Origin of the sequence: Leptospira bouyouniensis (assembly GCF_004769525.1) — a bacterium.
Taxonomy (GTDB): domain Bacteria; phylum Spirochaetota; class Leptospiria; order Leptospirales; family Leptospiraceae; genus Leptospira_A; species Leptospira_A bouyouniensis.
Genome location: NZ_RQFT01000001.1, coordinates 213194 through 239369, shown reverse-complemented (window position 1 = coordinate 239369; position 26176 = coordinate 213194). Strand labels below are relative to the sequence as shown.

The following is a 26176-nucleotide window of genomic DNA, read 5'->3' as shown; positions in this document are numbered from 1 at the left end:
AAAAAAAGTAAAAAATGGAATTGGGAACACAAAGAGAACTAAAATCGTGGGCGATGTTTGCCATCAGTGGGACAAGGCTTCGTCCCTTGGAAGTAACGGAAAAATTAGGCATCAAACCTGACTATTACCACGGTGGGGATGTGAAAGACATCGAAAATATGACAATTCCGAGTCATTGGCAGCTCAATTCTAAGTTAGGGCCAGAGTTCTCTGCGCAAGATCATATTTGGGACATCCTCAAATCACTGGGACCTGTTCGAAAAGAACTGAAGGAGTTCACTGAAAACTTCGATTCTACGATTTACGTCTCCGTTGAATTTGCATCCGAATTTACAAAAGGGGTCACACTCGACAAACGTACGATGCTTTTGTTAGGTGAAATGGGAGTGCAGTTGGAGATTATCCCCTGGGATCTCGGTGAGACTCCCTGAGGATGGCCCCACTCGGGAACACAAGTCGATTGAGACCAAACCGTTTTAGGTAATGGTAACTGGAAGCGGTGAGTCCATTTAACACCATGACTCTTTTTTTCATACGAAGGTCCCGTGCCATATTCAATAGTTTTGTGAGAAGGGTGATCGGAAGGTATGGTAAATTCGACAGGTCCATTTGGATATGGGATCTTGTTTGGAAAAATAACATATGCATCACCGAGTCCAATTCTTCTTCCATTTCGGCATGGACTTCTTTGGAAGAGATGACAATTTCATAAGCGTTTTGGATTTCCCTTACATTTAGGTATTTTGTTTTTTTTGCCATCGGAGGTTAGCTTTGCACGTTTTACCAAAAGATACACTCATTTTTCGTTCCAAACTTTTACAAACTGTAAGGGAAATATTGGTAAGGAATGATTTTATGGAAGTGGATACACCGACACTAAAACCTATCGTTGGAATGGAACCATACTTGGATCCTTTTGAAGTCATGTCTCCTTCTGGGAAAGAAAAAGGTTACCTCATCACTTCACCTGAATACAGCTTAAAACAAATGTTGGCGACGGGTCTATCTCGTATCTTTGAACTCGCTCATACTTACAGATCTGGCGAAGTGGGGAGTTCCTACCATACAAAAGAATTTCTGATGTTAGAACTCTATGCAGAAGGGATGGATGATGTGGTTTTGCGTCATTTTATCGAAAAATTTCTACGAGAACTCATCTTCTCTGTGGGGATTCCAAAACACCAAAACCAAATTTCCAAACCTGGATGGATTCGGCATTTTAGTGTGAAGGAAGTATTCCACATCCACCTTGGGCATGGGTTTGAAAAAGAAAATTTAATTAAGACCATCACCAAACTCAAATTAACAGCCACACCTAACGAGGAATTAGAAAACTGGCAATACGAAGATTTATTCTTTTTGGTCTTCTTGAATTGTATTGAGCCAAAATTAGGTGATGGAATTGTTTTTTTATATGATTACCCGCCGCAATGTGCGGCCCTTGCACGGATTGATTCGGGAGTTGCCAAACGATTTGAAATTTATTGGGATGGATTGGAACTTGCGAATGCTTTTTATGAATTGAATGACCCCGAAGAACAACGCAAACGATTTAAAGAAGAACAAATGTTACGTGCCAAATTGGGCAAAGATGTATTTCCCATTGATGAAGATTTTGTCACTGCTTTAGGGAATGGATTTCCCAATTGTTCGGGGATCTCAATTGGAATGGACCGATTGGCTTTGAAACTCACGGGGAAAAAAAGTTTAAGCGATGTGAGTCCGTACTGGATGGAAATGTAGTATACAATGGTTTACTTGTGAGCCTTAAGTCATTTTGATCGGCAACCTGTTCGAAAGATTGGGAAAGATCGATCGAACGAAAAATCAAAAAGTTGCCAATGGAATGAGAATCCTATGACAACTTCATGACTCCAATTAGAAAAAAAAATTGGGTTCTTTACTCCTCTTCGGATTGGAATTTTTCACAAGCAGAAGGTACTTTCCCTTCCTCCAAATCAGCACAAGAAAAAGCCGCCATTTCTTTTGCACATTGTTTCATGTCTTCGATGTCTTGTTTGGTGAGTTTTTTAGTTGGTTTTTCATTGGATGCAGGTTTTTGGCCTTCCACTACGTATTGTTTGTATCGTGATTCACAGACATTGCCATTCACAAATTGTGATTCGATCATTTTCCGTTGTTCAGGAGGAAGGTCTTTTAATTTTTCTTTCATACATTCAGAGGTTTTGGCACACATTTTTTTGGAGAGTGCTTGGAATTCTTTTGCATCCTTTAATGTCTGTGAGGTGAGAAGAAGTGGGGAAAGGATTAAAACCAAAGTTAAAATTTTTTTCATAAAGGAATCGTAGTGCCAAGATTCATTTGGTAAAGAAAAAAATTTAGAAAAAGGATTGCATCGGTAACCAGACAAAGTAAGATTTTCGCCCATGAAACGAATCGTATCCATTCTCCTTGTCTCATTTACAGTTTCCCTTGTGGCTCAAAATTTGACAGAACGCAAACCTGTCAGTTTTTCATCGGAACCAAGTACCATAGAAGAGTTTAAAACCATCCAAATGGCAACGGCTAACACACCTGAAGGTGCTGCGGCCGTCTTAGTCCTTGCCATTTCGATGTACGGGAAAAACCCAGAACTCGGTAGGAAGGCAGTTGTACTTTCCGTTCTCTCGAAAAATAGACAAAAGTCTAATAAACCAACGGCCGTGGACGGAGTGGATTTAGGAGGGAGTGATGCCTACTTACTTGGCCAACTTGACAAATACAAAATGTTGCCAAACGGGTATTGGAAAGGGGCAGAACCATCTAACGGTTATACGCCGAGTTTACCTCTTACTGTTGAAACATTTACCAACCCATACTCCGGAGATGAAACCTCGGGGAAACTCAAACTCTTCGTGGCAACAAAGGGAGCGTCGAGTTACAGACCAGTTTCTGTGGAAAAGGATGCTGATGGACTTTGGCGCGTCAAGGAAATGAGTTCTTTGTTTGTAGGGATGATGCCCGCCAAATAGATGTTTGTTGATTTACTTTCTCTCCACCCAGTGGTTTTGGCACTCCTTGCCACTGGTTTCACTTGGTTTTGCACAGCTTTTGGTGCTGGTTTTGTGTTCTTCTTTCGCACTGTGCCAAGGCCTGTGTTTAACGCGATGCTTGGGTTTGCTTCAGGCATTATGATCGCTGCCAGTTTTTGGTCACTTTTACTCCCTTCTATTGAACTTTCGGAAAACGCAGGACAAACTGCATGGTTCCATGTGAGCCTTGGATTTTTGTCAGGTGGACTTAGTTTGTATGCCCTCCACAAACTCCTACCCCACTTACATGTTGGTTTAGAAGAAAATCGTTTAGAAGGAGGTAAGTCATCTTTCCAAAGGAGTTTATTACTCATCCTTGCTATCACCTTACATAATATCCCTGAAGGGCTGGCGGTCGGTGTCGCCTTTGGTGCCTTAGGTGACGGATTCACATATGAAGCACTGATGGCAGCAATGGTCGTTGCTTTTGGGATTGGGATTCAAAACATCCCCGAAGGAGCTGCCGTATCTATCCCTTTGTTACGCGAAGGTTTTAGTGCCAAAAAAAGTTTTTGGTATGGGCAATTATCAGGTTTTGTGGAGCCAATAGGAGGACTTCTCGGTGCGGCGCTTGTGTTTTATGTAGAGAGTATCCTTCCGTTTGCTTTATCATTTGCCGCTGGTGCGATGATTTTTGTGGTGGTGGAGGAACTCATTCCCGAATCCCATACGGGCAAAGAAACGGAAATGTCAACCCTTGGGGCTATGTTTGGTTTTGTGCTCATGATGGCACTTGATGTGGGGCTTGGTTGAAAAATAGTTTTGGTTAACGCTTGTCAAATGTATCTATAGGTTAGATAATAGGTATCAGCTAATGTTAGATTTGATTCTATTTTTATGAAGTGAGATTTATGAAACATAAATTACTTTTTTGTCTTCTATTCCTTTTTTTCCAATGTGCGAATACATCGTATTACCAAACTTGGGGGAAACAAAAAGTTCGAATGAATGGGTATACCAAAGAAGAAGGATACCAAAAAATCCAATCCTTCAATTTTACTTACACTCGTGTATATTTATTTTGGGGCCTATCCAATGTACGTGACCAAAGTTTGGATGAATTCCTTTCTGAAATTTATTTGAAATATCCCAATGCGCATATTGGAGATTTAAAAATCACAGAAGAATACGAATTTATGGATGGGATATATGATTTGATTACAGTCGGTATTGTTCGGCCTTATACTGTCCACATGCGTGGGAATCTCTATGCTTCGAACAAAGGTGGCAACTAATGCAAACTCAAATCAATCGTTTGAACATACTGTTTTTATTTATATTTTCACTCACACTCGTAAGTTGTGCAACCTACCAATATGAATTGGCCGATACCAAAATCCCTGTTAGTTTTTCCAATGAACTTGAACCAAACGAAAAATACCGACCGTTTCGGATCGAGGTAAAACTTTCCTGGTATTTGTTTGATACACAATCTATCGACACACTCCAGTTAGATGATATTTTCCGAGCGGAACTTCCGAATGCGAAAAAGATTGTGAACCTTCGGATTGAATCCAAAGAAAATGTGGCAGATTCTGTGATTCGTACCTTAACAACTGGGGCACAAGTTCTTTTTGCTTCTAATCGTGCTTTGTACTCTCGGCGGACCATCATTATAGAAGGGTTGGTTGTGGAGTGAATGGGGCTTGAATGATTGATTGGAAAGGAACAATTGGAGATCGGTCGGTCGACTGGTAATCCAGGTGACCATCCCCGTGTAGAGTTTAGTTTTTAAAGTGGGAACAAATTCCAAGACTTAAGAAACGATCATTGAAACACGAGTTCCTATGGCAAAGGATATCCCGTTTGTAACAATCAATTTATCAAATGATAAATAGATTGTTCGCTGTGATTTTCTTGTTATGCTCCGTAATAAAAAAAACTTTATACAAAAGCTAGGATTTATTCAAATTTAGAAAATGAAGAATTTATTTATTTTTGATATGGATGGTGTTATTCTAGACAGCGAAAAAATTTACTTGGATATGAACCAAAAATGGTTTCATGAACTTGGAATTAATTTGCCTATTCATATACATCAAAACTATGTCGGTATATCTGCAAAAATCTTTTGGAATTTTTTAAAATCAGAATTTAAACTAAAAGATGATATCGAGTATTATATTGAATTAGAAAAAGAATTGAAGTTTAAAACTCTATCAAGTTTGGATTTGAAACCTACCGAATATTTAATTGATTTCTTAGACTTCTTGAAAATGAAACAATGTAAGATAGCTCTCGCATCATCTTCTCTAAGAAAGAATATTAATTTAATTCTTAGCAAACTCAAAATTTCTGAATATTTCGATTTCATTATTAGTGGAGAAGATGTTGTTTTGGGAAAACCGAATCCTGATATATTCTTAAAAGTATCTGAATACTTTGAATGTAATGTTGATCATTGTGTTGTGATTGAAGATAGTACAAATGGTATTAAAGCCGCAAAAGCTGCTAATATGTTTTGTATAGCTTATTATAATCCCAATTCTGGAAATCAAGATCTTACTCAAGCTGATTTAATTATCAATAACTTTAGAGATAAAAAAATTTTTGAATTGGTGAAAGTTTAATTTTGCGACGGCCAATACCAGTTCGGACGACGCCAAATTTCCTTTCTGACATTCGTCTTAATTTCGTAGGTTACTGACTAGTCCCGAACATCCCGTTGGAACCAAATGGTTAGGTTACATCGGAAAGTAAAATTCGGTAAACGATATGTTATCACAAGCTGTCACAACCATTGCCCGATTCTTACTATGATACCAGAGATATTATTCATTCACAATGGCTTAAACCTGATGAATATGATTCGTATTATTCAAAACTCCATTTCGAAAAATCATTTCAAAATCGGTGTATTCTCTTAACTAGATCCAATTAAGTTATCTGCACTTGCGTTCAATCCGCAGTGAACACGAATCTCTGATCTATGTTTGAAACGATGAACTGACTTTCCTTGTGGAAATCATTTCCGAAAGGAGATAATGGAGCCGATACCGCGGTCGTGAATGGGTAGAATGGCTCTCAACTAACATATGATAAGCTCCTTTAAAAAGCAAGATTTCTTTAAAATCACATATGACTGTGGCCAAATAAAATGTCTTTGTATTATTGTTTCGCTGCTTTTGAAACAGCCAAAAATTCTCCCTTGTCTCAATTTGCATCGAAACAAGGAGGGAACCTTTCGAGTATTTGTCAGACAATGTTTTTCTAAAAATGTGCAGTCATCATCAGATACGCAAACTGTGCGTTTTTACCAAATTGGTTCGTATACACATTCGCAATGACGGTGCGGTCATTCACTTTGTTTTGGATGGCATCCCCCTGCAAAGATCATACTATAACCTGCCTCCAATAGAATGTTTTTGTAAGGGATATTGTATTTCACATCCACTTCGCGGAAGAGGGAACGGCCAAGGTAAGAAACCGGTCGATTGTCCCCAGCCCCTTTTTCGGTAAGGACTTGGCTTGTGTCATATTGGTTATTGGAAAAGGATTCCGTACTCGCACCCGTTTTGGCAACACCAGCAATATCATACCAACTATCTTGTAATTTGTGTTTTTCGATGGCAAAATAGTCGATACGGAATGATCCATAAGATTCTGTCGCATAACTAAAATTTACTGATTTTGATTTCATGTTCACCCAACTGATTTGGTCGGCCATTCCATAAAACAAATGGTTGGTGTGAAATAGGTTTTGGAAGGATGCAATCGATCCATCCGCACGATTTGGATCACCACTTCTTACATCATACGCGCCTCCCACTCGGAATTTTGCTATCGTATAACCAATGTCAGCACCAAAAGCATAGGTTTTGTATCGTTCTTTTTCTAGGTATAAATTTTGTTGGTAGGTGGTATTGGTGAGGGGGTCAACCAAACTCACATTGGTTTGGAAACTATCCCCTTTCGGAGTGACATTTTTACCTGTTGTTCCCGTTTGCACTGCATATTCAAAGGAATAGTCGATGGCTTGTAAGGCTTTTTTATTCGCTTGGGTTTTGTTTGTGAGCCGCATCCCGTAGGTATGGAGCACGTCCGATCTACCAGCTCTCGTATTGGGATTTCCGACTTCTCCTGTTGTGAGGACAAGGGATTGGTTTGTCCTAAGGTATTCTTTTTGCAGACCAAGATAATACACATCAATATGAATGTAGTCAGATGGATTCAGCGCAGGTGCCCTTGTCCGCATCCATCTGACCAAGAGGAGGAGATGGAGTTTGTTTCGGTTCTTGGACAGATTGTATCGCGGGAGTGGTACTTTGAGGGGGAGATGTTGGATTGGGAGTAAGGCTTTGGCCTTGGGGTTCTTGTGGTGTTGGTTGCGCTTCAAGAAAACTACTAACGACAATCACAAGTAAAAACAAATTTAAAAAAGTGGATATTCGCATTTTTAGTTTTGAAAGACCATTTACGGCCTTCTCCTATGCCAAAAATGAATGCAAGAATCGTACAGACTGTAGGTAAAAATTTTAAAAAAGATAAGTATCTATGATTTATTGGACATTATGTACTTTGTATCAAAAAATTCGAATCAGGGATTACAAAGATTACCAAATAGACAGTGTATAATATTATCTAAATGTTATAAATATCTAATATATGTGTATATTTTATGCAAGTGGTCAGATGAAACAATTCGCATATAACGGTTTTATTTCTATACATTGGTTTTCGAAAAAATTTAGGACAATCCTGGAAGTGAAACTGATCTGTTGCTTAGGTATCGACCACTGTGACCAAAATGGCGAAATTAGAGAATTAGACCTAAATGCTTAGGTCCTCGGACTCTGGTGTTTTGGTGGAAAAACTCAATTTCTTTACCAAATTTGAATCCCAATCTTCGTTTTTTCCAAAGTAGGGGTAAGAATCATTCAAAATCGTTCGTATGATCTCCTTAGACACATCATCTCAAATTTTGTGAATCCATTTGCTTTATAGATATATTGAGAAAGAAAATGCCCACAAATGAGTTGAAATCCATTTTTGATAGAATCAGTCGACTTGCTTCCTCAATATGTAATGTTTCTTATGCATTGATCATCGAATACACGCCGGAAAAAGAGCTTATATTAGCAAATTTCGGACTCAATTTGCTGAACTACTCAGAGTTGGATATCGTATTAGATTTATCGAATATTCGCCCATCTTCCAAAAAGGAAATCTTAAACAATCTTGAATTTGATTTAACAAGTGTTAGTGAAAATAGAGCCATTCAATTTTTTGATAAAATTGTATTCCCTCAAAATAACAATTCCAAATCGATCATCTTATATCTGTTTGATTTTAAATTGATTACATTTGATGATGAGAAAAAAGATTTACTGCAAATATTGGTTAAAGATTACGATGACCATTTATTAAAAACAACTGATCTTACAAAATCTTTTAAACGAGATTCAACTGATTCAATTGCAAACAGTGATTTAGCCAACCAACTTTTGGCAAATATGGCTGATGGTTTCTCGGTCATTGACTCACAAGGCAAACAAATCAAAGTGAATCGTTCATTCTTAGAAATGACCGGGTTTAACCAAGAGGAACTTCTGGGAAGCGTGCCTCCGTATCCATATTGGCCAGAAGAAAAGTTGTTAGAAATTAACAAAGCATTCGAAGAAACATTGTTAGGGAATCATAAAAATTTTGAACTTACCTTTAAAAGAAAAAACGGAGAACGATTTCCTGTACTTCTTTCTACGGGTGTGTTAAAAAATCAAAACGATGAACCAATCGCATTTTTTGCCAATATTAAAGAAATTTCAGATCAAAAAAGAAAAGAAATTCAGATACAGAATGCAACAAAGGAGATTCAAGATATCACCGATGCAGTGAATGAAAATTCTTTAGTATCAGTGACGGATAAAAAAGGTAAGATCTTAAAGATAAATCAAAAGTTTTGTGAGTTATCAGGATATACAGAAGAGGAGTTGATTGGTAAAACTCATAGAGTTATAAATTCAGGGTATCATAGTAAGGATTTCTGGCACAATGTTTGGGAAACTATTTTGAGTGGGAAGTCTTGGAAGGGGGAAATTAAAAATCGCGCAAAAGATGGAAACGAATATTGGGTATTATCTGTAATAAAGCCAATTTTGGATGAAGATGGTAATATAACGAACTTCATTTCAATTAGACAGGATATAACAAATGTTAAAAAAACGGAAGCTGCCTTGCAAGAAAGTCAGGCTCGTTTTGCCTCGATAGTAAAAGTATTACCGGATATCATATTCCGATTTGATAAACAGGGGAGATTTTTAGATTATCACACACAAGAAACGTCGGATTTGTTGGTTCCACCGGAAGTTTTCTTAAATAAATCTGTTTTAGAAATTTTACCTATGTATCAAGCAAAACAAGCAATTGAAAAAATTCAAGAGACACTTGAAACTAATAAATTGGTAACATATGAATATGAATTAGGTGAAGGAATTAATACTAGGTATTGGGAAGGTAGGATGGTCCCAGCCAACAAAGATGAAGTATTGTTTATTGCTAGAGACATCACTTCAAAGACTCTTGCAAGAATAGAATTAGAAAGGAATAAAAGTTTTTTAGCACAAACAAATCAAGTAGCCCGAGTTGGAGGTTGGGATTTTAATAAATTATCTGGTGAAATCATATGGTCAGATTTGATCTGTGAAATTCATGAATTGCCTCATGGTTTTGTCCCAACATATGATCAGATGGCAAATTTTTATACTCCTGAGAGTTGGAGTAAATTAGAGAAAGCGATCCAATTAGCAATGTCAGACGGTACTCCTTATGATATGGAGTTACAGATTACAACAGTCAATGGAAGAATCCTTTGGGTGAGAGCCATAGGGAATGCTGAATTTAAAAACGGCACCTGTGTTAGATTATTCGGTGTGTTACAAGATATTGATATCGATAAGAAAAATCGATTACGAATCCAAAAAAGCGAAGAGTCTTTAAAAAAAGCGCAACAGATTGCCAAGATGGGTAGCTGGGAATTAGACTTACAATCAAACGAAGTCACGTGGACAGAAGAATTGTATAAAATGTATGGATTTGATCCTTCAAAACCTCCTCCACATTTTACTGAACATATGAAATTGTTTACGCCGGATAGTTGGAACCAATTATCACTTGCATTGAAAACAACTTTGGAAACTGGAGTACCCTATGAATTAGAGCTTCAAACAATCCAAAAAGATAAAAGTAAAGGTTGGATGTGGGTGAGGGGAGAAGCCGTAATCGAAAACGATAAGATCGTTGGTTTGCGAGGTATGGCTCAAGATATCACAATCAAAAAAATTCATGAAGAAACGATCATGGAAACTTCTCTCCGTTTAAATTTGGCAACAACAGCAGCAAACGTTGGTGTATGGGATTATAACATTCGAGAAAATCAGCTCATTTGGGATGATCGAATGTATACAATTTATGGTATCTCTAGAGATTCCTTTGCAGGTGTATATGAAGCTTGGAAATCGGGAATCCATCCTGAGGATATTTCCAGATTAGAGTTTGAACTTTACCAGGCTCAAAAAGGAGTTAAAGAGTTTAATACAGAATTTCGCATTATATGGCCAGAAGGATCAATACATTATATTCGAGCATCTGCAATTGTTATTTGGGATCAAGCAGGTAATGCGGTGAGAATGATTGGTGCCAATTGGGATATCACAATGGAAAAATTATTTCAGGATTCACTGCAACAAGCAAAAGATGAAGCGGACCGAGCAAATAAAGCAAAAAGTGAGTTTTTAGCAAATATGAGTCATGAAATTCGGACACCATTGAATGGTGTGATCGGATTTACAGAACTTTTGAAGAATACATCTTTAAACACTCTGCAAAAACAATATGTAGAGAATGCAATCATATCAAGTCATGCACTTCTTGAAATTATTAATGATATTCTAGATTTTTCAAAAATTGAAGCTGGTATGCTAAATTTAGAGCAAATCAAAACAGATTTTTGGGAATTAGCTGAGAATTGTATTGATATTGTGAAATTTTCCGCCGCAAAAAAGAATATCGAAGTATTATTGAATATTGATTATCGAATGCCTCGAAAAGGTATCGCTGATCCTGTCCGTCTCAGACAAATTCTCATCAACCTTTTGAGTAATGCAGTCAAGTTTACTGAAAATGGAGAAGTTGAATTGAAGGTTGAATTTGAATCATTAGATCATAATAGAGGGAAATATAAATTTTCAGTAAGAGACACTGGAATTGGAATTTCGGATGTTCAAAAAGTAAAATTATTCAAAGCATTTACGCAAGCCGATACATCTACAACTCGTAAATTTGGGGGGACTGGGTTAGGTTTAGTTATTTCTGATATGATCGCAAATAGAATGGATAGTAAAATTCATTTTGATAGTGAAATCGGAGTAGGTTCCATTTTTTGGTTTGAGTTCATTACAAATTACGAGGAAGAGGATTTACAAATCGAAATTGAAAAAATTGCTAAATTTAATCGTTGTTTAATTATTGAAGACAATGATCTTAATCGTAATATATTAGAAGGTATGATTCAATTGTTTCGAATCGAATTTGATTCTTGTTCAAATGGAATTGATGCTCGGAATAAACTCTCAAATTCAGAAAAATATGATTTAATTATATGTGATTGTGATGTCTTACTCAAAGACGAATTTGATTTTCTCCAATTAATAAATGAGAAGGAAAAGAAATTAGGAAGTCGTATTAAAGTCATTCTTCTACAGTCTGCAGCAAATGAGTTAGTTTCAATACGGGATGAATCTGAGGAAAGTTTTGGCAGTAGTTTGCTGAAACCAGTAAAAATAAATGAACTTGCACAGTGTTTAATGCAAAATGATTTTGTTGAAACAAATGAAAAAAATTCAATTGATGATGAATACTCAATAAGCAATTCGAAACACCTACCAGCCAATAACTCAATTTTGATAGTAGATGATATTTCTCTGAATATTAAACTATTAAGTATGATTATAAATAAGTTGGCCCCCAATACTACTTTGATTGATTCTCCAAGCGGCAGAGATGCTCTCAAAAAATATAAAGATTTTCATCCAAGTTTAATCTTTATGGATGTTCAAATGCCGGAAATGGATGGCTATGAAGTAACAAAAAAAATTAGAGAACTTGAAAATGAAAGTGGGGAGTATATCCCAATCATAGCATTAACAGCAGCTGCATTTCGGGAAGATGAAGAAAAAAGTAAAGAGGTTGGTATGTCAGATTTTGTGACGAAACCAGTCTCATCGAATGAAATCAAAAGAATTTTAGAAAAATATCATTTTATTTGAAACTACCATTATATCGATTCCTTACTCCAATTCTTGCTTTTGGATTTGAATAAATCTGATACTCTTTTTTATTATATGAGTTGAATTTAATGTTTACAAACATTTCTTCGGGAGGGCAAGTTTTTGATATATCCAATTCGATTTCAGAGTTATCAAACGATTTCTTATCTAAACATGTTGATCGAAAGTTTATTATCTCGGAAGTTTCTTCGTTACCTCTATGATTTTTTGATAGTTTTATGGTACTCATTTCTTCCCAAATAAATTTTAGATAATTCTCTGATTCGTGTATTTCTAATAATTTTATTGGTACGTTGGTATTTTGATAATTTGTGGTTGGATAATTTTGTTTCACATACGATGAAATGCAATTTGCAGTTAGCAAAATAATCAAAAGTAGTTTCATGTAAGTATCCGTTTGCCTTGAGATTTATTTGCTTCTGCATAAATTATAATCATATAACCAATAACAAAGGGAATTCAAAACTTCTTTTTTTAGTATTGGTCTTACTTTGTTGATTCTATCTACAGTTGGTTAATACTTTTGCGATGGCCAACAGAAATTTGATTTTTTTTCTTATCTCACTCCCAACTCACAACCACTTTCCCAAAATGTTTTCCCGTTTGTAAATATTCCAATGCCTCTGGCACATCTTCCCAGCCGAACACTTTGTCCACTACTGGTTTCGTTTTGTTTTGTTCGATCGCCCGGTTCATTTTTTCAAAGTCGGCACGGCTACCCACAATTATACCTTGTACTTTCACACCTTGCATAAGGATTGGGTAGAGTGATAAACTGGACTCACCACCTGCAAGCACACCAATAAGAGCAATGGTACCGTAAGGTTTTACACTCATCATGGACTTTTGCATGGTGCCTGCACCTCCGACTTCAATTATAAGATCGGCTCCTGCCATTTTTGTATGTTTTCTGACATCTCGTTCCCAATTGGACTTGGTGGCATAGTTGATGGTTTCGTCAGCACCGAGAGTTTTGGCACGCGCTAATTTTTCATCGCTTGAGGACGTGATGATAACACGAGCTCCCATCATTTTAGCAAATTGTAGGGCAAATAAAGAAACACCTCCCGTACCAAGGCAAAGTACATCACTACCTGGTTCGATCCCACCAAAGTTCACGACTGCATTATAGGCAGTGAGGCCGGCACAACCAAGTGTTGCTGCTTCTTGGTCTGTTAGATGGCTTGGAGTGGCTACGAGTCCTTCTTCCGAGAATTTTCCATATTGCGCCAAACATCCGTCATTGGGTCCACCAAGTGTGGAACGAAGGTTATCCATATTGGGTGCACCATCGATCCATTTTTGGGCAAAGATGGGAAGGACCCGGTCTCCTTTTTTCCAAAGGGTGACTTCTGACCCTACTGCTTCCACAACTCCGGCTCCATCAGAACAAGGCACAAGGGGGAGTTTTTGTCTTGGGTTGTAAGTCCCAATCACCATTAAATAATCACGATAGTTTAGTGAAGTTGCTGTTAGGCGAACAAGAACTTCCTTGGGTGCGAGTGTTTCTGATACCTCACGTTCTGCCTCTTTTAGGTTTTGGATTCCAAAACTCCCTTGGATTTCCCATACTTTGTTCTTCATTAATTCCCAATCCACCTTCTAAGAAAATTCACTCGTCAGATCCTTTGCTTTCCGATTCCTTTGTCGAGTGGGAATCTTCTGGAAAGGGTAGTATGAAAAAAGAATTTTGGAACAATAGTGTCGTAGTGATCACTGGGGCATCCAGTGGAATTGGGAAGGCCTTATTTGAGGAACTTGCCCTATACCCTTGCCAAATGGTACTATTGGCCCGACGAGCAGGAGACATCCCCGAACCAAAATCCAAACACAAAGATTTGACCATCCATCGGGTCACATGTGATCTTGCGAGTCCAAGTTCGGTGCAAGACGCCATCGAATGGATTTCAAAACGAGTGAGTCATGTGGACGTTCTGTTTAATAACGCAGGGATTACGGCACATGGTCGGTTTGATTCGCTTTCGATGGAAGTGTACCAAAAGACCTTCGCTACCAATTTTTTTGGACCCATTCAATTCATCAAAGGACTCTTACCCTTGGTGGCCCAAGCCAAAGGGAATATTGTCACAACATCTACTGTTTCAGCTTTGTATGGAGTGCCTGGACGCGCAGCATACTCTGCTTCCAAGTCAGCACTTCATGCCGCACTTGAGTCACTTCGTATCGAAAGTTTAGAGGAAGGGATTGGTGTATCACTTGTCTGTGTCCCTTACACAGACACAGCGTTGCGCACTTCGGGTCTTGACTCTGATGGAAAACTTCTTTCCGAAGCTCCTGCCAAAGGCAAACGTAAGTCGGCTAAAGAAGTAGCTCAAGTACTCATAAAAGTTGCAGAAGACAAAGAAGCAAGGCTTGTGACCTTTAATTTGAGTGGAAAGTTTTTAGAATGGATGCGATTTTTCTCTCCCAAGTTTTTAGAAAAAATTCTCTATAAAAAACTCTACAACGACTTCAAAATACATTGAACTCCGTCTAAACCAAGGTAGAGGAAAAACCCACTTGGACAATATTTTAGTTCCGTATTTAACGGCTGTTATTTTTACTTTTTGTTTTATGACCCTTATGTGGTTTTGGGGAAAAACCCGAGACAATTATGCCGTGATCGATGTGGGTTGGGGGCTTGTGATTGCGGGAATTGCCACAGTGCTTGCTTTATTTGGAACGGGCAATTGGTATGCAAAGTTTGCAGTCCTCATTCCTGTTTGGGTTTGGGCCATTCGGTTATCTGGTTTTCTTTACTTCACACGCATTCGTACCAATCATCCAGAAGACAAACGTTATGCTGGATTTCGCAAAGACTATGGTGACAAAGTGCACTCAAAAATGTTCACCAATGTTTTCCTTTTACAAGGGGCACTTGCACTTCTATTATCCTTTCCATTTTACTTTGCATCCCATTGGAATTTATTCCCCAATGTTGGGCTTTTGGGTTCTAATGGAACTCTTATGGTATGGATTGGTTGGATTTTGTTTGGGCTCGGCATAGTGGGTGAAACCATTGCGGACAAGGACTTACATAAATTTCTGTCTAACCCAGCAAACAAAGGTAAGGTGTGCAATATTGGCCTTTGGAAGTACACAAGGCACCCCAATTACTTTTTTGAATGGGTGATTTGGTTAGGGATCGGTGTGATCCCGATCTTTTCAGCACCCGAAGCATTGGGATCTCTGTTTACCCCTGTTTTTATGTTTGTATTGTTACGATTTGTATCGGGTGTTCCTTTTGCTGAAAAATACTCACTCCAGTCGAAAGGGGATTTGTTCCGCGAATACATGCGCACCACAAACGCATTTTTCCCTTGGTTTCCAAAACAATAAATAAAAAGGATAAAACATGAATTTCACAGATTCTAACAAAAAGGAAGAGTCTTCCTCTTTTAGTATCAACTCACTTTTAGAAAAGGATATTTTCCCGGATTGGCTCATTCGTTTTCGTATCCGCCAGTTGCTCGACCTTCGCATCAAACAAGAGCGAAAAGAAAATGCAACAGCACAGCTTCAACATAAAATGAACTATGTGAACTCACTCAAAGACTCACCGATTGCGGTTCATACCGATGCCGCAAACGAACAACACTATGAAGTCCCAAGTGATTTTTTCACCTATGTGATGGGACCAAGGATGAAATACTCTTCTGGGTATTGGCCAACACTGGATACAACGTTTGCTGAATCCGAAGAAGAGATGTTACGGATCACAGTAGAACGAGCAGAAATTAAAAATGGTATGCGAGTCCTTGATCTTGGTTGTGGTTGGGGTAGTATCTCTCTTTACGTTGCCGAAAAATTTCCAAAATGTAAAGTCACTGGAGTTTCCAATTCCCGTACCCAAAAAGAATTCATCGACAAACGAGCCAAAGAAAGGGGACTAAAAAACCTCACCATCATCACAAAGGACATGAATGAATTCACTACGAAAGATAAATTCGATCGCATTGTGTCAGTGGAAATGTTGGAACATATGAAAAACTACGAAAAACTCTTTGAGAAGTTATCTAAGTTTTTAGTCGCTGATGGAAAGTTTTTTGTGCATATCTTCACGCATAAAGAATTTGCATACCCGTTTGAAGTGATTGATGAAACAGATTGGATGGCAAAGTATTTTTTCACTGGTGGTCAAATGCCATCGGATGATTTGTTTTTGTATTTCCAAAAAGATTTCCTCATTGAAAACCACTGGGTTGTCAACGGTACTCATTATGCAAGGACAAGTGAAGCTTGGTATGAGAATATGATTCAAAACAAGGATAAACTTTTGCCTATCCTTGCGAGTACTTACGGCGAAAAAGAAAAAACCAAATGGTTTGTCTATTGGAAAGTTTTCTTTCTCGCCTGTGCTGAGTTATGGGGTTATCGTAACGGAGAAGAGTGGTTTGTGAGCCACTACTTGTTCCGAAAACGCTGAGTTTTTTTCCCCGCCGCTTTCACATACACTCCACCTTCTTTTTTAGAAGATGGGGTGCTCGTAGAACGGCGGCTACTTTCGCCACCACGTTCTTTTCGTTCCCCACGGTCACTGCGTTCGCCTCTTTCGCTGCGATCACTATTCGACCTTCCGCCACGGTAACCACCGCGTCCTCCACCACTGGAACCACCTCCATCATCACGACGGCGTCTGCCACTGGATCCGCCACCTGGAGGCATTTCGCTCCATTCGGCTGGGGTTTTTCCAATTTTTTCAGGACCACTGATTTTCGTTTTATCAAGCATATTGGAAAGGAGTTTCAAAGCGACAGAACGTTTGTCGTCTAACTTCAAAAGTTTTTCCAATACTTCTTCCGCATCAGCATGGATTTCTGATTCCACTACCTTGTTTAAAAAGTCTTCTTCTCTACGTGCCAACACTTCCTTTTTGGTTGGGAGGGCTGCAATCGTAAGTTGTGTTCCAGAAGTTCCTTTGAGTCGTAGAAGGGCTCGTGATTCTCTTGTTGTTACAAGGGTCACAGCTTTTCCCGATTTACCAGCGCGGCCAGTACGACCAATTCGGTGCGTATAACTTTCGCTATCAAAAGGAAGGTGGTAGTTGATCACAAGAGACAAATCTTTTACATCAAGTCCACGCGCGGCAACATCAGTTGCCACAAGGATTTTGACTCGGCCATCATGTAGGCTTTTTAACACTTGTTCTCTTTGTTTTTGGTTTAGGTCTCCATGAAGAGCTTCTACCGGATATCCTTTGAACCCAAGGGTTGCTTTTAGATCATCTGCTTCTTTTTTTGTTTTTGTGAAGATGATAGCCTTGTATGGGTTTTCATAATCCAAAATTCGCACAACAGCGATTTCACGTTCTGCTTCATCGATCACGTAGTACACTTGTTCGATGTTCTTAGAAGATTTTTCCGTTGCCGCAATCTTCACATGAGCTGGGTGTGTTTGGTATTTACTCGCCAATTTTTTAATTGGTTCGGGCATTGTTGCAGAAAATAATAATGTTTGGCGTTTAGTGGGAAGTAAGTTAAAGATGGATTCGATATCATCCATAAATCCCATATCAAGCATTTCATCTGCTTCGTCTAAAATCACCATGGATGGTTTGAAATTTTTAAGTTCCTTACCCTTTAATAGGTCAAGGAGTCTGCCAGGAGTTGCCACAGCAACTTGGGCACCTTTTGCCACTTGAGTGATTTGTTTAGAATAGGAACTTCCACCGTAAATCGTAGTGGTTTTGATTCCTAAATGTTTTCCCAGTTTGTACAATTCATCTGATACTTGCAATGCAAGTTCCCGAGTGGGTGTGAGGACAAGCACTTGCATGCCATCTTCCACATTGATTCGGTTCAAACAGGGGAGTCCGTAAGCTGCAGTTTTTCCGGTACCGGTCTGCGCTTGTGCGATTAAATCTTTTCCTTCCAATACGAGCGGAATCGCTTGTTTTTGGATAGGGCTTGGTGATTCGAAGCCTGCTTCAGTGATTCCTTGTAGTATTTCAGGACGTAATCCGAAGGATTGGAAGTCATTTCCAACTTCGGTGTCATTCTTAGTCATGGAAATAGGATACAATAAAAAAACGGCCTAAAAAAGAAAGGGAAAAATAACAGAAACTCTTCGGTTACCCTCATGGGTGTTTTTTTGCGATTTCGGTTAAATGGGAGTAGAGTTCCTCTTTTAAATACGGCTTGGGCATAAAATACTCAAATCCCGAACTGAGAATGTGTTGTTTCTCTTCAGGCATACAGAGTCCCGTACATGCTATGAGAACTGGGTGATCCGTTTTAGAGGAGATGGCTTTTGCAATTTCAGTTCCATGTTTCCCTGGCATCTCAATGTCAAGAAAGGCAATATCATAATTTTCTGATTGGAGAATCCTTTCTGCTTCGATCCCATTATTTGTTTCGACGATATCGAAAGGTAGAGGTCGTAAGTAATTTTTTAGAACTTTGCGGTTCAATTCATTATCATCAGCAATCAAGACTGTTTTGCGGTTCAAAAAAATAGGTAGGTTTGTATCTTTTTTGGAATTTGTTTTTGCTAGCTCTGAAGATAATTCTTCACGTTTCCAAACGACAGGAATTTTCACTTGGAAAGAACTCCCTTTCCCTAATACAGAATTGACTTGGATGTCTCCACCCATTTCTTCTAACGAAAGTTTGACGATCGATAACCCAAGACCTGATCCAGATATTTCACAACCTTCTGGAACAAATTCATTGTACTTCTGGAAGATACGGTCTTTGATCTCAGGGGAAATGCCAGGACCTGTGTCTTTGATTTGAATGTTTAGAATTGCATGTTCATCTGCTTTCGTTTCTAACAATACATGGCAAATCACAGAACCTTGGATTGTGAATTTTACTGCATTTGCCGTTAAATTCCAAATGATCTTTTCTAGTTTTCGTTTGTCTGAAAGTAAAAAAACAGTTTCTGAGATTTCATTTTTTAATTGGAATTCAATTTTTTTCCGTTTGGTTTCTTGCACAAAAAAATTATTGTATACCGCCAAACATTGGTTCAAGTTAAACCATTCATTATTGAGAACTGATGCACTTTCTTCTAAACGGGAAAGTTCAATGGTATCATTCACCAAATTCAAAATCACTTCCCCCGCGTTTTGGATATGTTCTACATAGGTATGAACTAATTCAGGAATGGGTTGGTCCTTAATCATTTCTGACATTCCAAGGAGTGAATTTAGGGGATTACGAATGTCGTGGCTAATGGCCGCAATAAAATCTCTTTTGGCAGCAGTGGCTCTTTCAGCTGATTTTTTTTCTATTTCCAATTTGTCGCGGTCTTTTCGCATTTGGAGTAAACGTACGGTTTGTTTTCCAAGTAAACGTAACATTTGTAATTGTTCTTCGTTCAATTCCCTTGGTTTGTTATCAATCACACAAAGGGTTCCAAGTTTGATTTGGTCATCTAAGGCGAGCGGAATTCCTGCGTAAAAAATCACATGAGGGTCTCCGTTCACAAGAGGGTTGTTTTTGAAACGATTGTCACGTTTGGCATTAGGAACTACAAACAACTCGTCTCCCAAAATTGCATGGGAACAAAAGGCTAGAGACCTTGGTGTTTCCCTCGCTCTCAGTCCATGATGGGATTTGAACCATTGCCTCGTTTCATCGATGAGACTCACAAGCGAAATCGGTGCATCGCAGATCATCGATGCAAGTTTAGTGATTTCATCGAACATTTCCTCTTCGGGAGTGTCGAGAATTTCCAATCCTTTCAGCGCGGAAAGTCTTGCGGCCTCGTTTTTTGGGAGTGGAGCGATCTGCATGGATACTATGACGAAGAATTTTTCATATAAATGAAAGTAAAAAAACGAATTCAAAATGTCTAAAGATTATGAAACGAAATATAGTTGTTTCTTTTTTCTCTGTCATAGTTTTATCTATGTTCACTCCCTTTTGTTGTTCTCCAACGACATCGGAAAAAACAAATAAACCCGAAAAACCAGAATTACGAAAAAAACTCACTGATCTTCAATACCGTGTAACACAAGAAGACGATACTGAACCTGCTTTCCAAAATGAATATTGGAACAACCATGAAGAGGGGATCTACGTCGACATCGTTTCTAAAGAGCCACTTTTTAGTTCCAAAGACAAATTTGAATCTGGGACAGGTTGGCCAAGTTTTACAAAACCCTTGGTGCAATCCAATGTTGTGGAAATCGAAGACCACTCATATGGGATGAGCCGAACAGAAGTTAGGTCAAAAAAAGGGGACTCACATTTGGGTCATGTCTTTGATGATGGTCCAAAACCCACTGGTAAACGGTATTGTATAAATTCAGCTTCCATGGAGTTCATTCCCAAATCCAAACTGAAGGAAAGAGGGTATGAAAACTTTTTATCTGAATTTAAAAAATAAAAAAGTATAACTCTGAATGATATATTGCCAATCATACGCACGAAGTGAATGTGCGTTTGATTTTTTAGAATCCTTTGATAAATTCCGACTCGGAATTTAAGCCCAAAGGTTCATCATAAATTCTTCATCATTACGTAACGAGATGAGTTTGTATTTAGTCTCGTGGATGTCTTCACGGGAAACATCTCGTTTCCATCGGATGTCCACTTTGAGTCGCCTTACTTTTGTTTGTAACTCTAGCAGTTCCCAAATAGGAGCTTCCAATTCTTTTCTATACAAATTGGTGAAGAGGGGAACCAGTTGGTCCGGAGTATCCATTTTCAAAAGTTCGATATGAGTGAGGTCCTCAATATTTTGTAAGGCCCAGATATGTAATGTGAGGGTTGTAATTCGTTCTAATTGGGCAATTTCATCTTTCACATTGCGAGTGACTTGTTGTTTGAAAAATCGAATGCGTTTTTCTAAGTATTGGATGAGATCTGATTTTGGGATTTCCCGTTCTTTCCACTTATCCCAATCGGCTTTTAAGTCTTCAAAGATCCCTTCGCCAAAAAAAACAGAAGATGCTTCCAAAAGTTGCACAGAACCCGGTTCCGAAATTTTCAATCGGTGACGTAATGAATCAGCATCCCCTGCAATCATATTCACAGGTGCCACATCTTCTAATTTCTGTAAGGCTTTTGAAATGGAATCGATGAATTGGGATTTCATTTGGTCTGTGGAGTGTGCCACAAGGTAAAAATTTAAGTCCGATTCAGCATGGTAATCCCCACGTTCCCTCGAACCATAAAATAGTATTTGGTACGGTTTGGTGGATGGGATGATTTCTAGTTCATCCAATACTTGAGCATAGAGATTGGGGTTTAGTGCTTCAAATTCCATAATTCATTCAAAGTATAATTTCATTCGAGATAGATTTTCCAATATGGCTTTGAAAGCTCGGTCACGTTCTTCTTTGCCTGGGAAGGGAAGGGATTTTACATTATTTAAATCTTGGTAAATGATTTCAATCGAAGGTTGGTTTGGATTTTTTTTGATCGATGCCACATAGTCCAAATTGATCACTTCCGATTCGCCAAGTTTTAACCACATAAATTTTCTCCTCAAAGCCTAACGGCACCTTTCCATTTGCCTAATCTTTTTTTATCAAAAATCTCCTCTTTCCAAAAAATCGATTAGTACACTTCTAGGGATCTTAGGACAAGATCATGAAACGATTTTGCCAATTCTTTTGAAGATTCTGTTTTTTTTGTTGAGGATTCAAAAACGAGTAAAAATCCATTGTGAATCCCTTCCCAACGAAGGTAAACTTCTCCCTCTGCCATCCGGTACACCTGGACACTACATTTTTTTTGACCCCATACAAAATAAGAAACATCGGGGTTTTGGGATTCATCTTTGAAAAAATAACGAAACTGCGATTGGTTTTCTCTGTCAGTAGACGATAAACGTAACCAAACAAATTCTTTGTCACCTGTCATTTGGATCGTGTACTGATTTCCTGTCCCAAATAAAGAAATGGATTCTGTGAGTTCAAAATTCTCTTTTGCCACCCATACAGCATGGTAAGTGAGTCGTAGTTCTTTTGTTAGGGGGATGTTTTGTTTTGACTCTATTTGTTTAGGGATTGGATTTTTTTCGTTAGTGCCATTAGGATTTATGGTTTTGCAAAATTGGAATCCAACATTTGCAAAAATCAAAAATAAAATCCATAAGGGATTAGTGGCCCACTTCATATTCGTCTCCTAAATAATTTTGAAAGAGATACCCTTTTTCTGTTTTTTTCTGTAAATACTCGGGAGAAAGTAAAACTTTACCGCCTCCACCTGTTAGGTCTTTGACATAACTAGGGATCGTGATGCCTGAGTGGTAACCTCTGAGTTTGCGGTAGATCTCAATTCCTTTTTCTAAAGGGACTACAAAATCTGTACTCCCAAATACTTCATCACATTGGTGGAGGTAATAAGGTTTGATTCCGATGGAGATCAGTTTGTAATTTAACTCTGATAAAATGTTCGCATCATCATTGATCCCAGAAAGTAAAACTGATTGGTTAAAAACGGATACATGACCTTCTCTTATCATCCGTGAAACATAGAATTTTGTTTCCTCCGAAATTTCATTGGGATGGTTGAAATGAGTGACCATGTAGAGTGGGAAGTATTTAGAAAAAACGGAATTCAAACTTTCTGTTAAACGCATGGGCATTGTCACAGGGTAACGGGTGTGGATTCGGATTTGGTTCAGATGGGGAATTTGTTTCAGTTCCCTTAATAGATACTCTAAGGAGGAATCAGAAAGTGTGAGTGGATCGCCGCCAGACAAAATCACTTCACGGAGTTTGGTTTGGTTTCGAAAGTATTCCAAAGCCTTTTCCCATTCATTTCGGTTGGGAGTTTCTTCAGGTGTGGAAACCTTTCGTTTTCTCGTACAAAAACGACAATACACAGCACAAACATGAGAGATGTACCAGATGGCGCGGTCAGGGTATCGGTGGGTCACACCTTTTACGGGCATATGGATTTCTTCAGCGAGAGGGTCCTCAGTTTCGTTGGGTTTACGGATGAGTTCTCCTGCCCGTGGAAGGATTTGTTTGCGGATGGGACAATCGGGATTTGATTTGTCCACCCTAGCCAAATAATAGGGAGTCACTGCAAACTGGAATTGTTCATACGCTTTCGGAAAAGACTCTTTCTCTTCCTCTGTCAGAGAGATTTCAGATTCTAAATCCACTAAGGTAGTGATGCGATTTTGTAATTGCCATTTCCAATCGGACCAAGTCATGACTTATGACCATACTTCGGTTGACACTAAGCCAAGTCCCTCGGATTTTGTTTACGAGTAACGAAATTATGAACTTAGGCATCACAGAAGTAAAAAAAGGAATGATCCTCAAAATAGAAAATGAGCTTTATTCCGTCGTCAAAACAGAATTTGTAAACCCTGGAAAGGGTTCTGCATTCATCCGTACCAAACTTAAAAACATCGTCCGCGATTCTTCAATCGAAAGAACTTTTAAAGCCGCTGAAAAATTGGAAAGTGTGGATTTGGAACGCCGTAAGATGCAGTATTGTTATGCTGACGGTGACCAAATCATTTTTATGGACATCAATGATTATGAACAAATCCCGGTTTCCAAAGATTATGTGGAAGACATCCTTCCTTTCATGAAAGAAGAAACACCGGTAGAAGTTTCATTTTACAATGACAAACCAATTGGAGTAACACCTCCTAACTTTGCTATCTTGGAAGTGACGTATGCTGAAGATGGATTAAAGGGCGATACGACTGGTCTTGCTCTCAAACGAGTGACTGTGGAAACCGGTGGTGAAGTCCAAGTTCCCATCTTCATCAAACAAGGTGATACTGTCAAAATCGATTTACGAGATTTGTCATACGTGGAGCGCGTAAATAAATAGAATTGGATTTGATGACTTCCTTACAGGAAATTACCAAACTTTCTCATCTTTATTATGAACGGCAGTGGATGTATGCTACTGCCGGAAACCTTTCTGTCCGTGATCGTTCTTCATGGGAACAATTTTGGATCACAGCTTCCGGCAAACACAAAGGGGAACTGAAAGAAACCGATTTTGTATCTGTTTCGGTTGCGGACGGTACACTTGTAAGTGCCAAGGAAGGGTTAAAACCTTCTGCAGAAACAAGCATCCACCAAGTATTATACTCTCAAATGCCAGATGTAGGATCTTGTCTCCATGTCCATACATTAGATTCCAACTTACTCGAGTTTGGTGTTGAGAAAACGGAAGGGTATCGTGATATCCCGATCCCTCCAATTGAAATGATCAAAGCGTTTGGAATTTGGGATGAAAAACCAAGTCTTACAATGCCTGTGTTTTATAACCACACCCATGTGCCAACCATCGCCAATGAAATTAAACGTTACTTTGTGACAGAGGGAATTCCGAAAGTTCCCTTCCTTCTCATTGAAGGGCATGGTCCAACTGTTTGGGGGAAAAGTATCGCCGAAGCAAACAAACATTTGGAAGCGGTTCATTTTCTTTTACAAGTGATGGCTCGTCGGGTATGACAAAAAAAAAACATGTCCATATTTTTGGAATTGGTTCTGGGATCGGTGAGGGTCTTTACAATCGATTCTTAGCAGACAAGTCTGCATCCCTTTTTGGATTCTCAAGAAAAGGGAAACTCCCTCTTAGTCATTTTTCGAATGGTGAAGCGGGGGCGTTCCAATTTGATGCCACAGACCAAAAAGACTTACGGTCCTTCGAACATTCTCTTACTAGTTTGTTTGGTCATCATATCCTTCCCACGTCACCATTTTACAATCGACCTGATCTTGTTGTCTACTTTGCCTTAGGGGATGGAATTTTTGGACCCATTGATCTGTTAAAAAAAAAAGAATTAGAATCCCATTTTGAGCTCAATGTCCATTCACTCATTTTGTTATCGAAGTATTATTCTCAACATCTCCCATTCTTCACAAATGCAACCTTTGTGTTTTTAGGTTCCACGGCCGGCAAACAAGGTTTCCCTGAATCGGTTGCCTACTGTGCTTCCAAACATGCCGTACTTGGGATTGCCAGGGCCCTTCGGGAAGAATGGAAACCCTTTGGGACAAAAGTGGTTCATGTGAGTCTTGGGGCCGTTGCCACCGAGATTTGGGACACGAGACCTGAATTTGACAAGAATGAGATGGTTTCAGTTTCGGACATTTCCGAGTATTTGTGGTGTATTTCGCAGTTGCCAAAATCAATCTTTGTGGATGACTTATCCATTACCCCAAAAAAAGGAATTTTGTAAGTCCGATGGAAATCAAGGAATCGATTGTTCTCGTGACAGGCGGCAGCGGAGGGATAGGACGGGAAATCGTAAGAACCCTTGTCCTTTCGGGGTTTTCCGTTTGGAATCTTGATAAAGTACGACCCAAAGAACCCATTCTACAAGAAACCTACCGAGAAGTGGACCTTTCCGAAACACCTTTTGTCGTCGAAAGGAGTTTATCCAAAATCATCATGGAATCTTCCGATATGGGTGAATTGTATGGAATTGTTCATACAGCTGGGTTTGGTGGCCCCTATCATCCCATCACTGAGGTTTCGATTGAAGAGTGGGAGTCCATTTTTCGGATCAACCTTACAAGTCTTTATTTACTCTCAAAAGTTGTATTACCAATTTTTAAAAAACTTAAATTCGGTAGGATGGTTGCAATCGCATCTTCATTGTCCATCGTTGGTTCTGGGAATTCAGTTGCTTATTCAGCCTCAAAACATGGGTTAGTTGGATTTATCAAATCAATCGCTGATGAGTGGGGTAAGTTTGGAATCACAGCCAATGCAGTGAGTCCAGGATATGTTGACACAAGTATGGGGATCCAAGAGGACCAAGTTCCTGATCATAAAACAAAAATCATCAACCAAACTCCCGTTAAACGAATTGCAGAACCTTCGGAAATTGCCCGTGTAGTGAATTTCCTTTTGCAAAAGGAATCAGGATACATCACAGGATCAAATTGGACTGTTGATGGTGGAATCACTGCCATTTAAA

At 38.8% G+C, this 26176-nt stretch carries 26 protein-coding genes and 1 pseudogene; 16 read left to right on the top strand and 11 right to left on the bottom strand.

The features are described 5' to 3' along the window. Positions 1-14 precede the first annotated feature (14 nt). Entirely contained in the window at positions 15-431 is a 417-nt protein-coding gene (locus EHQ43_RS01140) for a DUF4279 domain-containing protein (protein ID WP_135742608.1), read from the top strand. Here the strand turns inward: EHQ43_RS01140 and EHQ43_RS01135 are convergent. Next, positions 400-759: a hypothetical protein gene (locus tag EHQ43_RS01135; protein WP_135742609.1), complete on the bottom strand. Its 360-nt coding sequence runs from the start codon at positions 757-759 to the stop codon at positions 400-402. The genes EHQ43_RS01140 and EHQ43_RS01135 overlap by 32 nt on opposite strands. A 12-nt stretch (positions 760-771) precedes the next feature. Here EHQ43_RS01135 and EHQ43_RS01130 point away from each other — a divergent pair, with 12 nt between their 5' ends. After that, a complete protein-coding gene (locus EHQ43_RS01130) occupies positions 772-1743 on the top strand; it encodes an amino acid--tRNA ligase-related protein (protein WP_135753771.1) in 972 nt (323 codons plus the stop codon). A 157-nt stretch (positions 1744-1900) separates the two neighbouring features. On the opposite strand, the gene EHQ43_RS01125 is transcribed toward EHQ43_RS01130, so the two are convergent. Beyond that, on the bottom strand, positions 1901-2296 hold the full coding sequence (locus EHQ43_RS01125) for an LA_2478/LA_2722/LA_4182 family protein (RefSeq protein WP_135742611.1): 396 nt from the start codon (positions 2294-2296) through the stop codon (positions 1901-1903). 91 nt (positions 2297-2387) lie between these two features. Here EHQ43_RS01125 and EHQ43_RS01120 point away from each other — a divergent pair, with 91 nt between their 5' ends. The 5 genes from EHQ43_RS01120 (at position 2388) to EHQ43_RS01100 (ending at position 5602) form a co-directional block, all read left to right on the top strand. Further along, on the top strand, positions 2388-2972 hold the full coding sequence (locus tag EHQ43_RS01120) for a DUF6935 domain-containing protein (protein ID WP_135769911.1): 585 nt from the start codon (positions 2388-2390) through the stop codon (positions 2970-2972). Beyond that, on the top strand, positions 2973-3785 hold the full coding sequence (locus EHQ43_RS01115; protein WP_135742613.1) for a ZIP family metal transporter: 813 nt from the start codon (positions 2973-2975) through the stop codon (positions 3783-3785). Between the two features lie 98 nt (positions 3786-3883). Beyond that, positions 3884-4267 carry a hypothetical protein gene (locus tag EHQ43_RS01110; RefSeq protein WP_244242577.1) on the top strand — a complete coding sequence of 128 codons (384 nt, stop codon included), beginning with the start codon at positions 3884-3886 and terminating at the stop codon, positions 4265-4267. Continuing rightward, complete coding sequence (locus tag EHQ43_RS01105) at positions 4267-4671, top strand: hypothetical protein (RefSeq protein ID WP_244242576.1); 405 nt, start codon at positions 4267-4269, stop codon at positions 4669-4671. Before EHQ43_RS01110 ends, EHQ43_RS01105 begins: the two co-directional genes overlap by 1 nt. Positions 4672-4951: 280 nt before the next feature. Continuing rightward, positions 4952-5602 carry an HAD family hydrolase gene (locus EHQ43_RS01100; RefSeq protein WP_135742615.1) on the top strand — a complete coding sequence of 217 codons (651 nt, stop codon included), beginning with the start codon at positions 4952-4954 and terminating at the stop codon, positions 5600-5602. Between the two features lie 640 nt (positions 5603-6242). On the opposite strand, the pseudogene EHQ43_RS01095 reads toward EHQ43_RS01100, so the two are convergent. Beyond that, positions 6243-7206: pseudogene (locus EHQ43_RS01095) on the bottom strand (alginate export family protein); the annotation flags it as partial. Beyond that, the gene (locus EHQ43_RS01090) at positions 7193-7426 is read right to left on the bottom strand and encodes a hypothetical protein (RefSeq protein ID WP_135769910.1); all 234 of its coding nucleotides are present in this window, start codon (positions 7424-7426) and stop codon (positions 7193-7195) included. The pseudogene EHQ43_RS01095 and the gene EHQ43_RS01090, both read right to left, overlap by 14 nt. 567 nt (positions 7427-7993) lie before the next feature. Here EHQ43_RS01090 and EHQ43_RS01085 point away from each other — a divergent pair. Further along, positions 7994-12295: a PAS domain-containing protein gene (locus EHQ43_RS01085; RefSeq protein WP_135769909.1), complete on the top strand. Its 4302-nt coding sequence runs from the start codon at positions 7994-7996 to the stop codon at positions 12293-12295. 582 nt (positions 12296-12877) lie between these two features. On the opposite strand, the gene EHQ43_RS01080 is transcribed toward EHQ43_RS01085, so the two are convergent. Next, complete coding sequence (locus tag EHQ43_RS01080; protein ID WP_135769908.1) at positions 12878-13900, bottom strand: zinc-dependent alcohol dehydrogenase family protein; 1023 nt, start codon at positions 13898-13900, stop codon at positions 12878-12880. 92 nt (positions 13901-13992) lie between these two features. On the opposite strand from EHQ43_RS01080, the gene EHQ43_RS01075 reads away from it, so the two are divergent. From EHQ43_RS01075 to EHQ43_RS01065, 3 genes are read left to right on the top strand one after another with little or no spacing between them, the layout of a single operon-like run. Continuing rightward, entirely contained in the window at positions 13993-14802 is an 810-nt protein-coding gene (locus tag EHQ43_RS01075; RefSeq protein WP_135742619.1) for an SDR family NAD(P)-dependent oxidoreductase, read from the top strand. 34 nt (positions 14803-14836) lie between these two features. Next, the gene (locus EHQ43_RS01070) at positions 14837-15655 is read left to right on the top strand and encodes a DUF1295 domain-containing protein (RefSeq protein WP_135769907.1); all 819 of its coding nucleotides are present in this window, start codon (positions 14837-14839) and stop codon (positions 15653-15655) included. 16 nt (positions 15656-15671) lie between these two features. Continuing rightward, positions 15672-16742: an SAM-dependent methyltransferase gene (locus EHQ43_RS01065; RefSeq protein WP_135742621.1), complete on the top strand. Its 1071-nt coding sequence runs from the start codon at positions 15672-15674 to the stop codon at positions 16740-16742. On the opposite strand, the gene EHQ43_RS01060 is transcribed toward EHQ43_RS01065, so the two are convergent. Further along, positions 16721-18322: a DEAD/DEAH box helicase gene (locus EHQ43_RS01060; RefSeq protein WP_135769906.1), complete on the bottom strand. Its 1602-nt coding sequence runs from the start codon at positions 18320-18322 to the stop codon at positions 16721-16723. The genes EHQ43_RS01065 and EHQ43_RS01060 overlap by 22 nt on opposite strands. A 70-nt stretch (positions 18323-18392) precedes the next feature. Further along, on the bottom strand, positions 18393-20054 hold the full coding sequence (locus EHQ43_RS01055) for a hybrid sensor histidine kinase/response regulator (protein ID WP_135769905.1): 1662 nt from the start codon (positions 20052-20054) through the stop codon (positions 18393-18395). A 68-nt stretch (positions 20055-20122) separates the two neighbouring features. On the opposite strand from EHQ43_RS01055, the gene msrB reads away from it, so the two are divergent. Continuing rightward, positions 20123-20650, top strand: coding sequence for a peptide-methionine (R)-S-oxide reductase MsrB (msrB, locus tag EHQ43_RS01050; RefSeq protein ID WP_135769904.1), 528 nt, complete (start codon positions 20123-20125; stop codon positions 20648-20650). A 96-nt stretch (positions 20651-20746) separates the two neighbouring features. Here the strand turns inward: msrB and EHQ43_RS01045 are convergent, their stop codons facing one another. From EHQ43_RS01045 to EHQ43_RS01030, 4 genes are all read right to left on the bottom strand, one after another. Next, positions 20747-21532 carry a hypothetical protein gene (locus EHQ43_RS01045; RefSeq protein ID WP_135753780.1) on the bottom strand — a complete coding sequence of 262 codons (786 nt, stop codon included), beginning with the start codon at positions 21530-21532 and terminating at the stop codon, positions 20747-20749. A gap of 3 nt (positions 21533-21535) precedes the next feature. Continuing rightward, positions 21536-21742, bottom strand: coding sequence for a hypothetical protein (locus EHQ43_RS01040; protein ID WP_004787999.1), 207 nt, complete (start codon positions 21740-21742; stop codon positions 21536-21538). 83 nt (positions 21743-21825) lie between these two features. After that, positions 21826-22386, bottom strand: a complete 561-nt coding sequence (locus EHQ43_RS01035; protein ID WP_135742626.1) for a hypothetical protein — start codon at positions 22384-22386, stop codon at positions 21826-21828. Beyond that, complete coding sequence (locus tag EHQ43_RS01030) at positions 22370-23434, bottom strand: KamA family radical SAM protein (RefSeq protein WP_135769903.1); 1065 nt, start codon at positions 23432-23434, stop codon at positions 22370-22372. Before EHQ43_RS01030 ends, EHQ43_RS01035 begins: the two co-directional genes overlap by 17 nt. Positions 23435-23502: 68 nt before the next feature. Between EHQ43_RS01030 and efp the strand changes: the two genes are divergently transcribed. The 4 genes from efp to EHQ43_RS01010 are packed head-to-tail and all read left to right on the top strand — an operon-like array spanning position 23503 to position 26175. Continuing rightward, on the top strand, positions 23503-24069 hold the full coding sequence (gene efp / locus EHQ43_RS01025; RefSeq protein WP_039929510.1) for an elongation factor P: 567 nt from the start codon (positions 23503-23505) through the stop codon (positions 24067-24069). A gap of 2 nt (positions 24070-24071) precedes the next feature. Beyond that, positions 24072-24701 carry a methylthioribulose 1-phosphate dehydratase gene (gene mtnB, locus EHQ43_RS01020; protein ID WP_135769902.1) on the top strand — a complete coding sequence of 210 codons (630 nt, stop codon included), beginning with the start codon at positions 24072-24074 and terminating at the stop codon, positions 24699-24701. Beyond that, on the top strand, positions 24698-25432 hold the full coding sequence (locus tag EHQ43_RS01015; protein ID WP_135769901.1) for an SDR family oxidoreductase: 735 nt from the start codon (positions 24698-24700) through the stop codon (positions 25430-25432). The genes mtnB and EHQ43_RS01015 overlap by 4 nt, the downstream gene beginning before the upstream one ends. A 5-nt stretch (positions 25433-25437) precedes the next feature. Next, on the top strand, positions 25438-26175 hold the full coding sequence (locus tag EHQ43_RS01010; RefSeq protein ID WP_135742630.1) for an SDR family NAD(P)-dependent oxidoreductase: 738 nt from the start codon (positions 25438-25440) through the stop codon (positions 26173-26175). Position 26176 lies beyond the last annotated feature (1 nt).

What these genes read in the sequence shown, in the direction of transcription:
- EHQ43_RS01085 (WP_135769909.1), top strand. Translation starts at nt 7,994, where the DNA reads ATGCCCACAAATGAGTTGAAATCCATTTTTGATAGAATCAGTCGACTT.
- EHQ43_RS01030 (WP_135769903.1), bottom strand. Translation starts at nt 23,434, where the DNA reads ATGACTTGGTCCGATTGGAAATGGCAATTACAAAATCGCATCACTACC.
- EHQ43_RS01035 (WP_135742626.1), bottom strand. Translation starts at nt 22,386, where the DNA reads ATGAAGTGGGCCACTAATCCCTTATGGATTTTATTTTTGATTTTTGCA.
- EHQ43_RS01100 (WP_135742615.1), top strand. Translation starts at nt 4,952, where the DNA reads ATGAAGAATTTATTTATTTTTGATATGGATGGTGTTATTCTAGACAGC.
- msrB (WP_135769904.1), top strand. Translation starts at nt 20,123, where the DNA reads ATGAAACGAAATATAGTTGTTTCTTTTTTCTCTGTCATAGTTTTATCT.
- EHQ43_RS01115 (WP_135742613.1), top strand. Translation starts at nt 2,973, where the DNA reads ATGTTTGTTGATTTACTTTCTCTCCACCCAGTGGTTTTGGCACTCCTT.
- EHQ43_RS01015 (WP_135769901.1), top strand. Translation starts at nt 24,698, where the DNA reads ATGACAAAAAAAAAACATGTCCATATTTTTGGAATTGGTTCTGGGATC.
- EHQ43_RS01140 (WP_135742608.1), top strand. Translation starts at nt 15, where the DNA reads ATGGAATTGGGAACACAAAGAGAACTAAAATCGTGGGCGATGTTTGCC.
- EHQ43_RS01045 (WP_135753780.1), bottom strand. Translation starts at nt 21,532, where the DNA reads ATGGAATTTGAAGCACTAAACCCCAATCTCTATGCTCAAGTATTGGAT.
- EHQ43_RS01055 (WP_135769905.1), bottom strand. Translation starts at nt 20,054, where the DNA reads ATGCAGATCGCTCCACTCCCAAAAAACGAGGCCGCAAGACTTTCCGCG.
- EHQ43_RS01080 (WP_135769908.1), bottom strand. Translation starts at nt 13,900, where the DNA reads ATGAAGAACAAAGTATGGGAAATCCAAGGGAGTTTTGGAATCCAAAAC.
- EHQ43_RS01075 (WP_135742619.1), top strand. Translation starts at nt 13,993, where the DNA reads ATGAAAAAAGAATTTTGGAACAATAGTGTCGTAGTGATCACTGGGGCA.
- EHQ43_RS01135 (WP_135742609.1), bottom strand. Translation starts at nt 759, where the DNA reads ATGGCAAAAAAAACAAAATACCTAAATGTAAGGGAAATCCAAAACGCT.
- EHQ43_RS01120 (WP_135769911.1), top strand. Translation starts at nt 2,388, where the DNA reads ATGAAACGAATCGTATCCATTCTCCTTGTCTCATTTACAGTTTCCCTT.
- EHQ43_RS01110 (WP_244242577.1), top strand. Translation starts at nt 3,884, where the DNA reads ATGAAACATAAATTACTTTTTTGTCTTCTATTCCTTTTTTTCCAATGT.
- EHQ43_RS01010 (WP_135742630.1), top strand. Translation starts at nt 25,438, where the DNA reads ATGGAAATCAAGGAATCGATTGTTCTCGTGACAGGCGGCAGCGGAGGG.
- EHQ43_RS01125 (WP_135742611.1), bottom strand. Translation starts at nt 2,296, where the DNA reads ATGAAAAAAATTTTAACTTTGGTTTTAATCCTTTCCCCACTTCTTCTC.
- EHQ43_RS01065 (WP_135742621.1), top strand. Translation starts at nt 15,672, where the DNA reads ATGAATTTCACAGATTCTAACAAAAAGGAAGAGTCTTCCTCTTTTAGT.
- EHQ43_RS01040 (WP_004787999.1), bottom strand. Translation starts at nt 21,742, where the DNA reads ATGTGGTTAAAACTTGGCGAATCGGAAGTGATCAATTTGGACTATGTG.
- efp (WP_039929510.1), top strand. Translation starts at nt 23,503, where the DNA reads ATGAACTTAGGCATCACAGAAGTAAAAAAAGGAATGATCCTCAAAATA.
- EHQ43_RS01105 (WP_244242576.1), top strand. Translation starts at nt 4,267, where the DNA reads ATGCAAACTCAAATCAATCGTTTGAACATACTGTTTTTATTTATATTT.
- EHQ43_RS01090 (WP_135769910.1), bottom strand. Translation starts at nt 7,426, where the DNA reads ATGCGAATATCCACTTTTTTAAATTTGTTTTTACTTGTGATTGTCGTT.
- EHQ43_RS01060 (WP_135769906.1), bottom strand. Translation starts at nt 18,322, where the DNA reads ATGACTAAGAATGACACCGAAGTTGGAAATGACTTCCAATCCTTCGGA.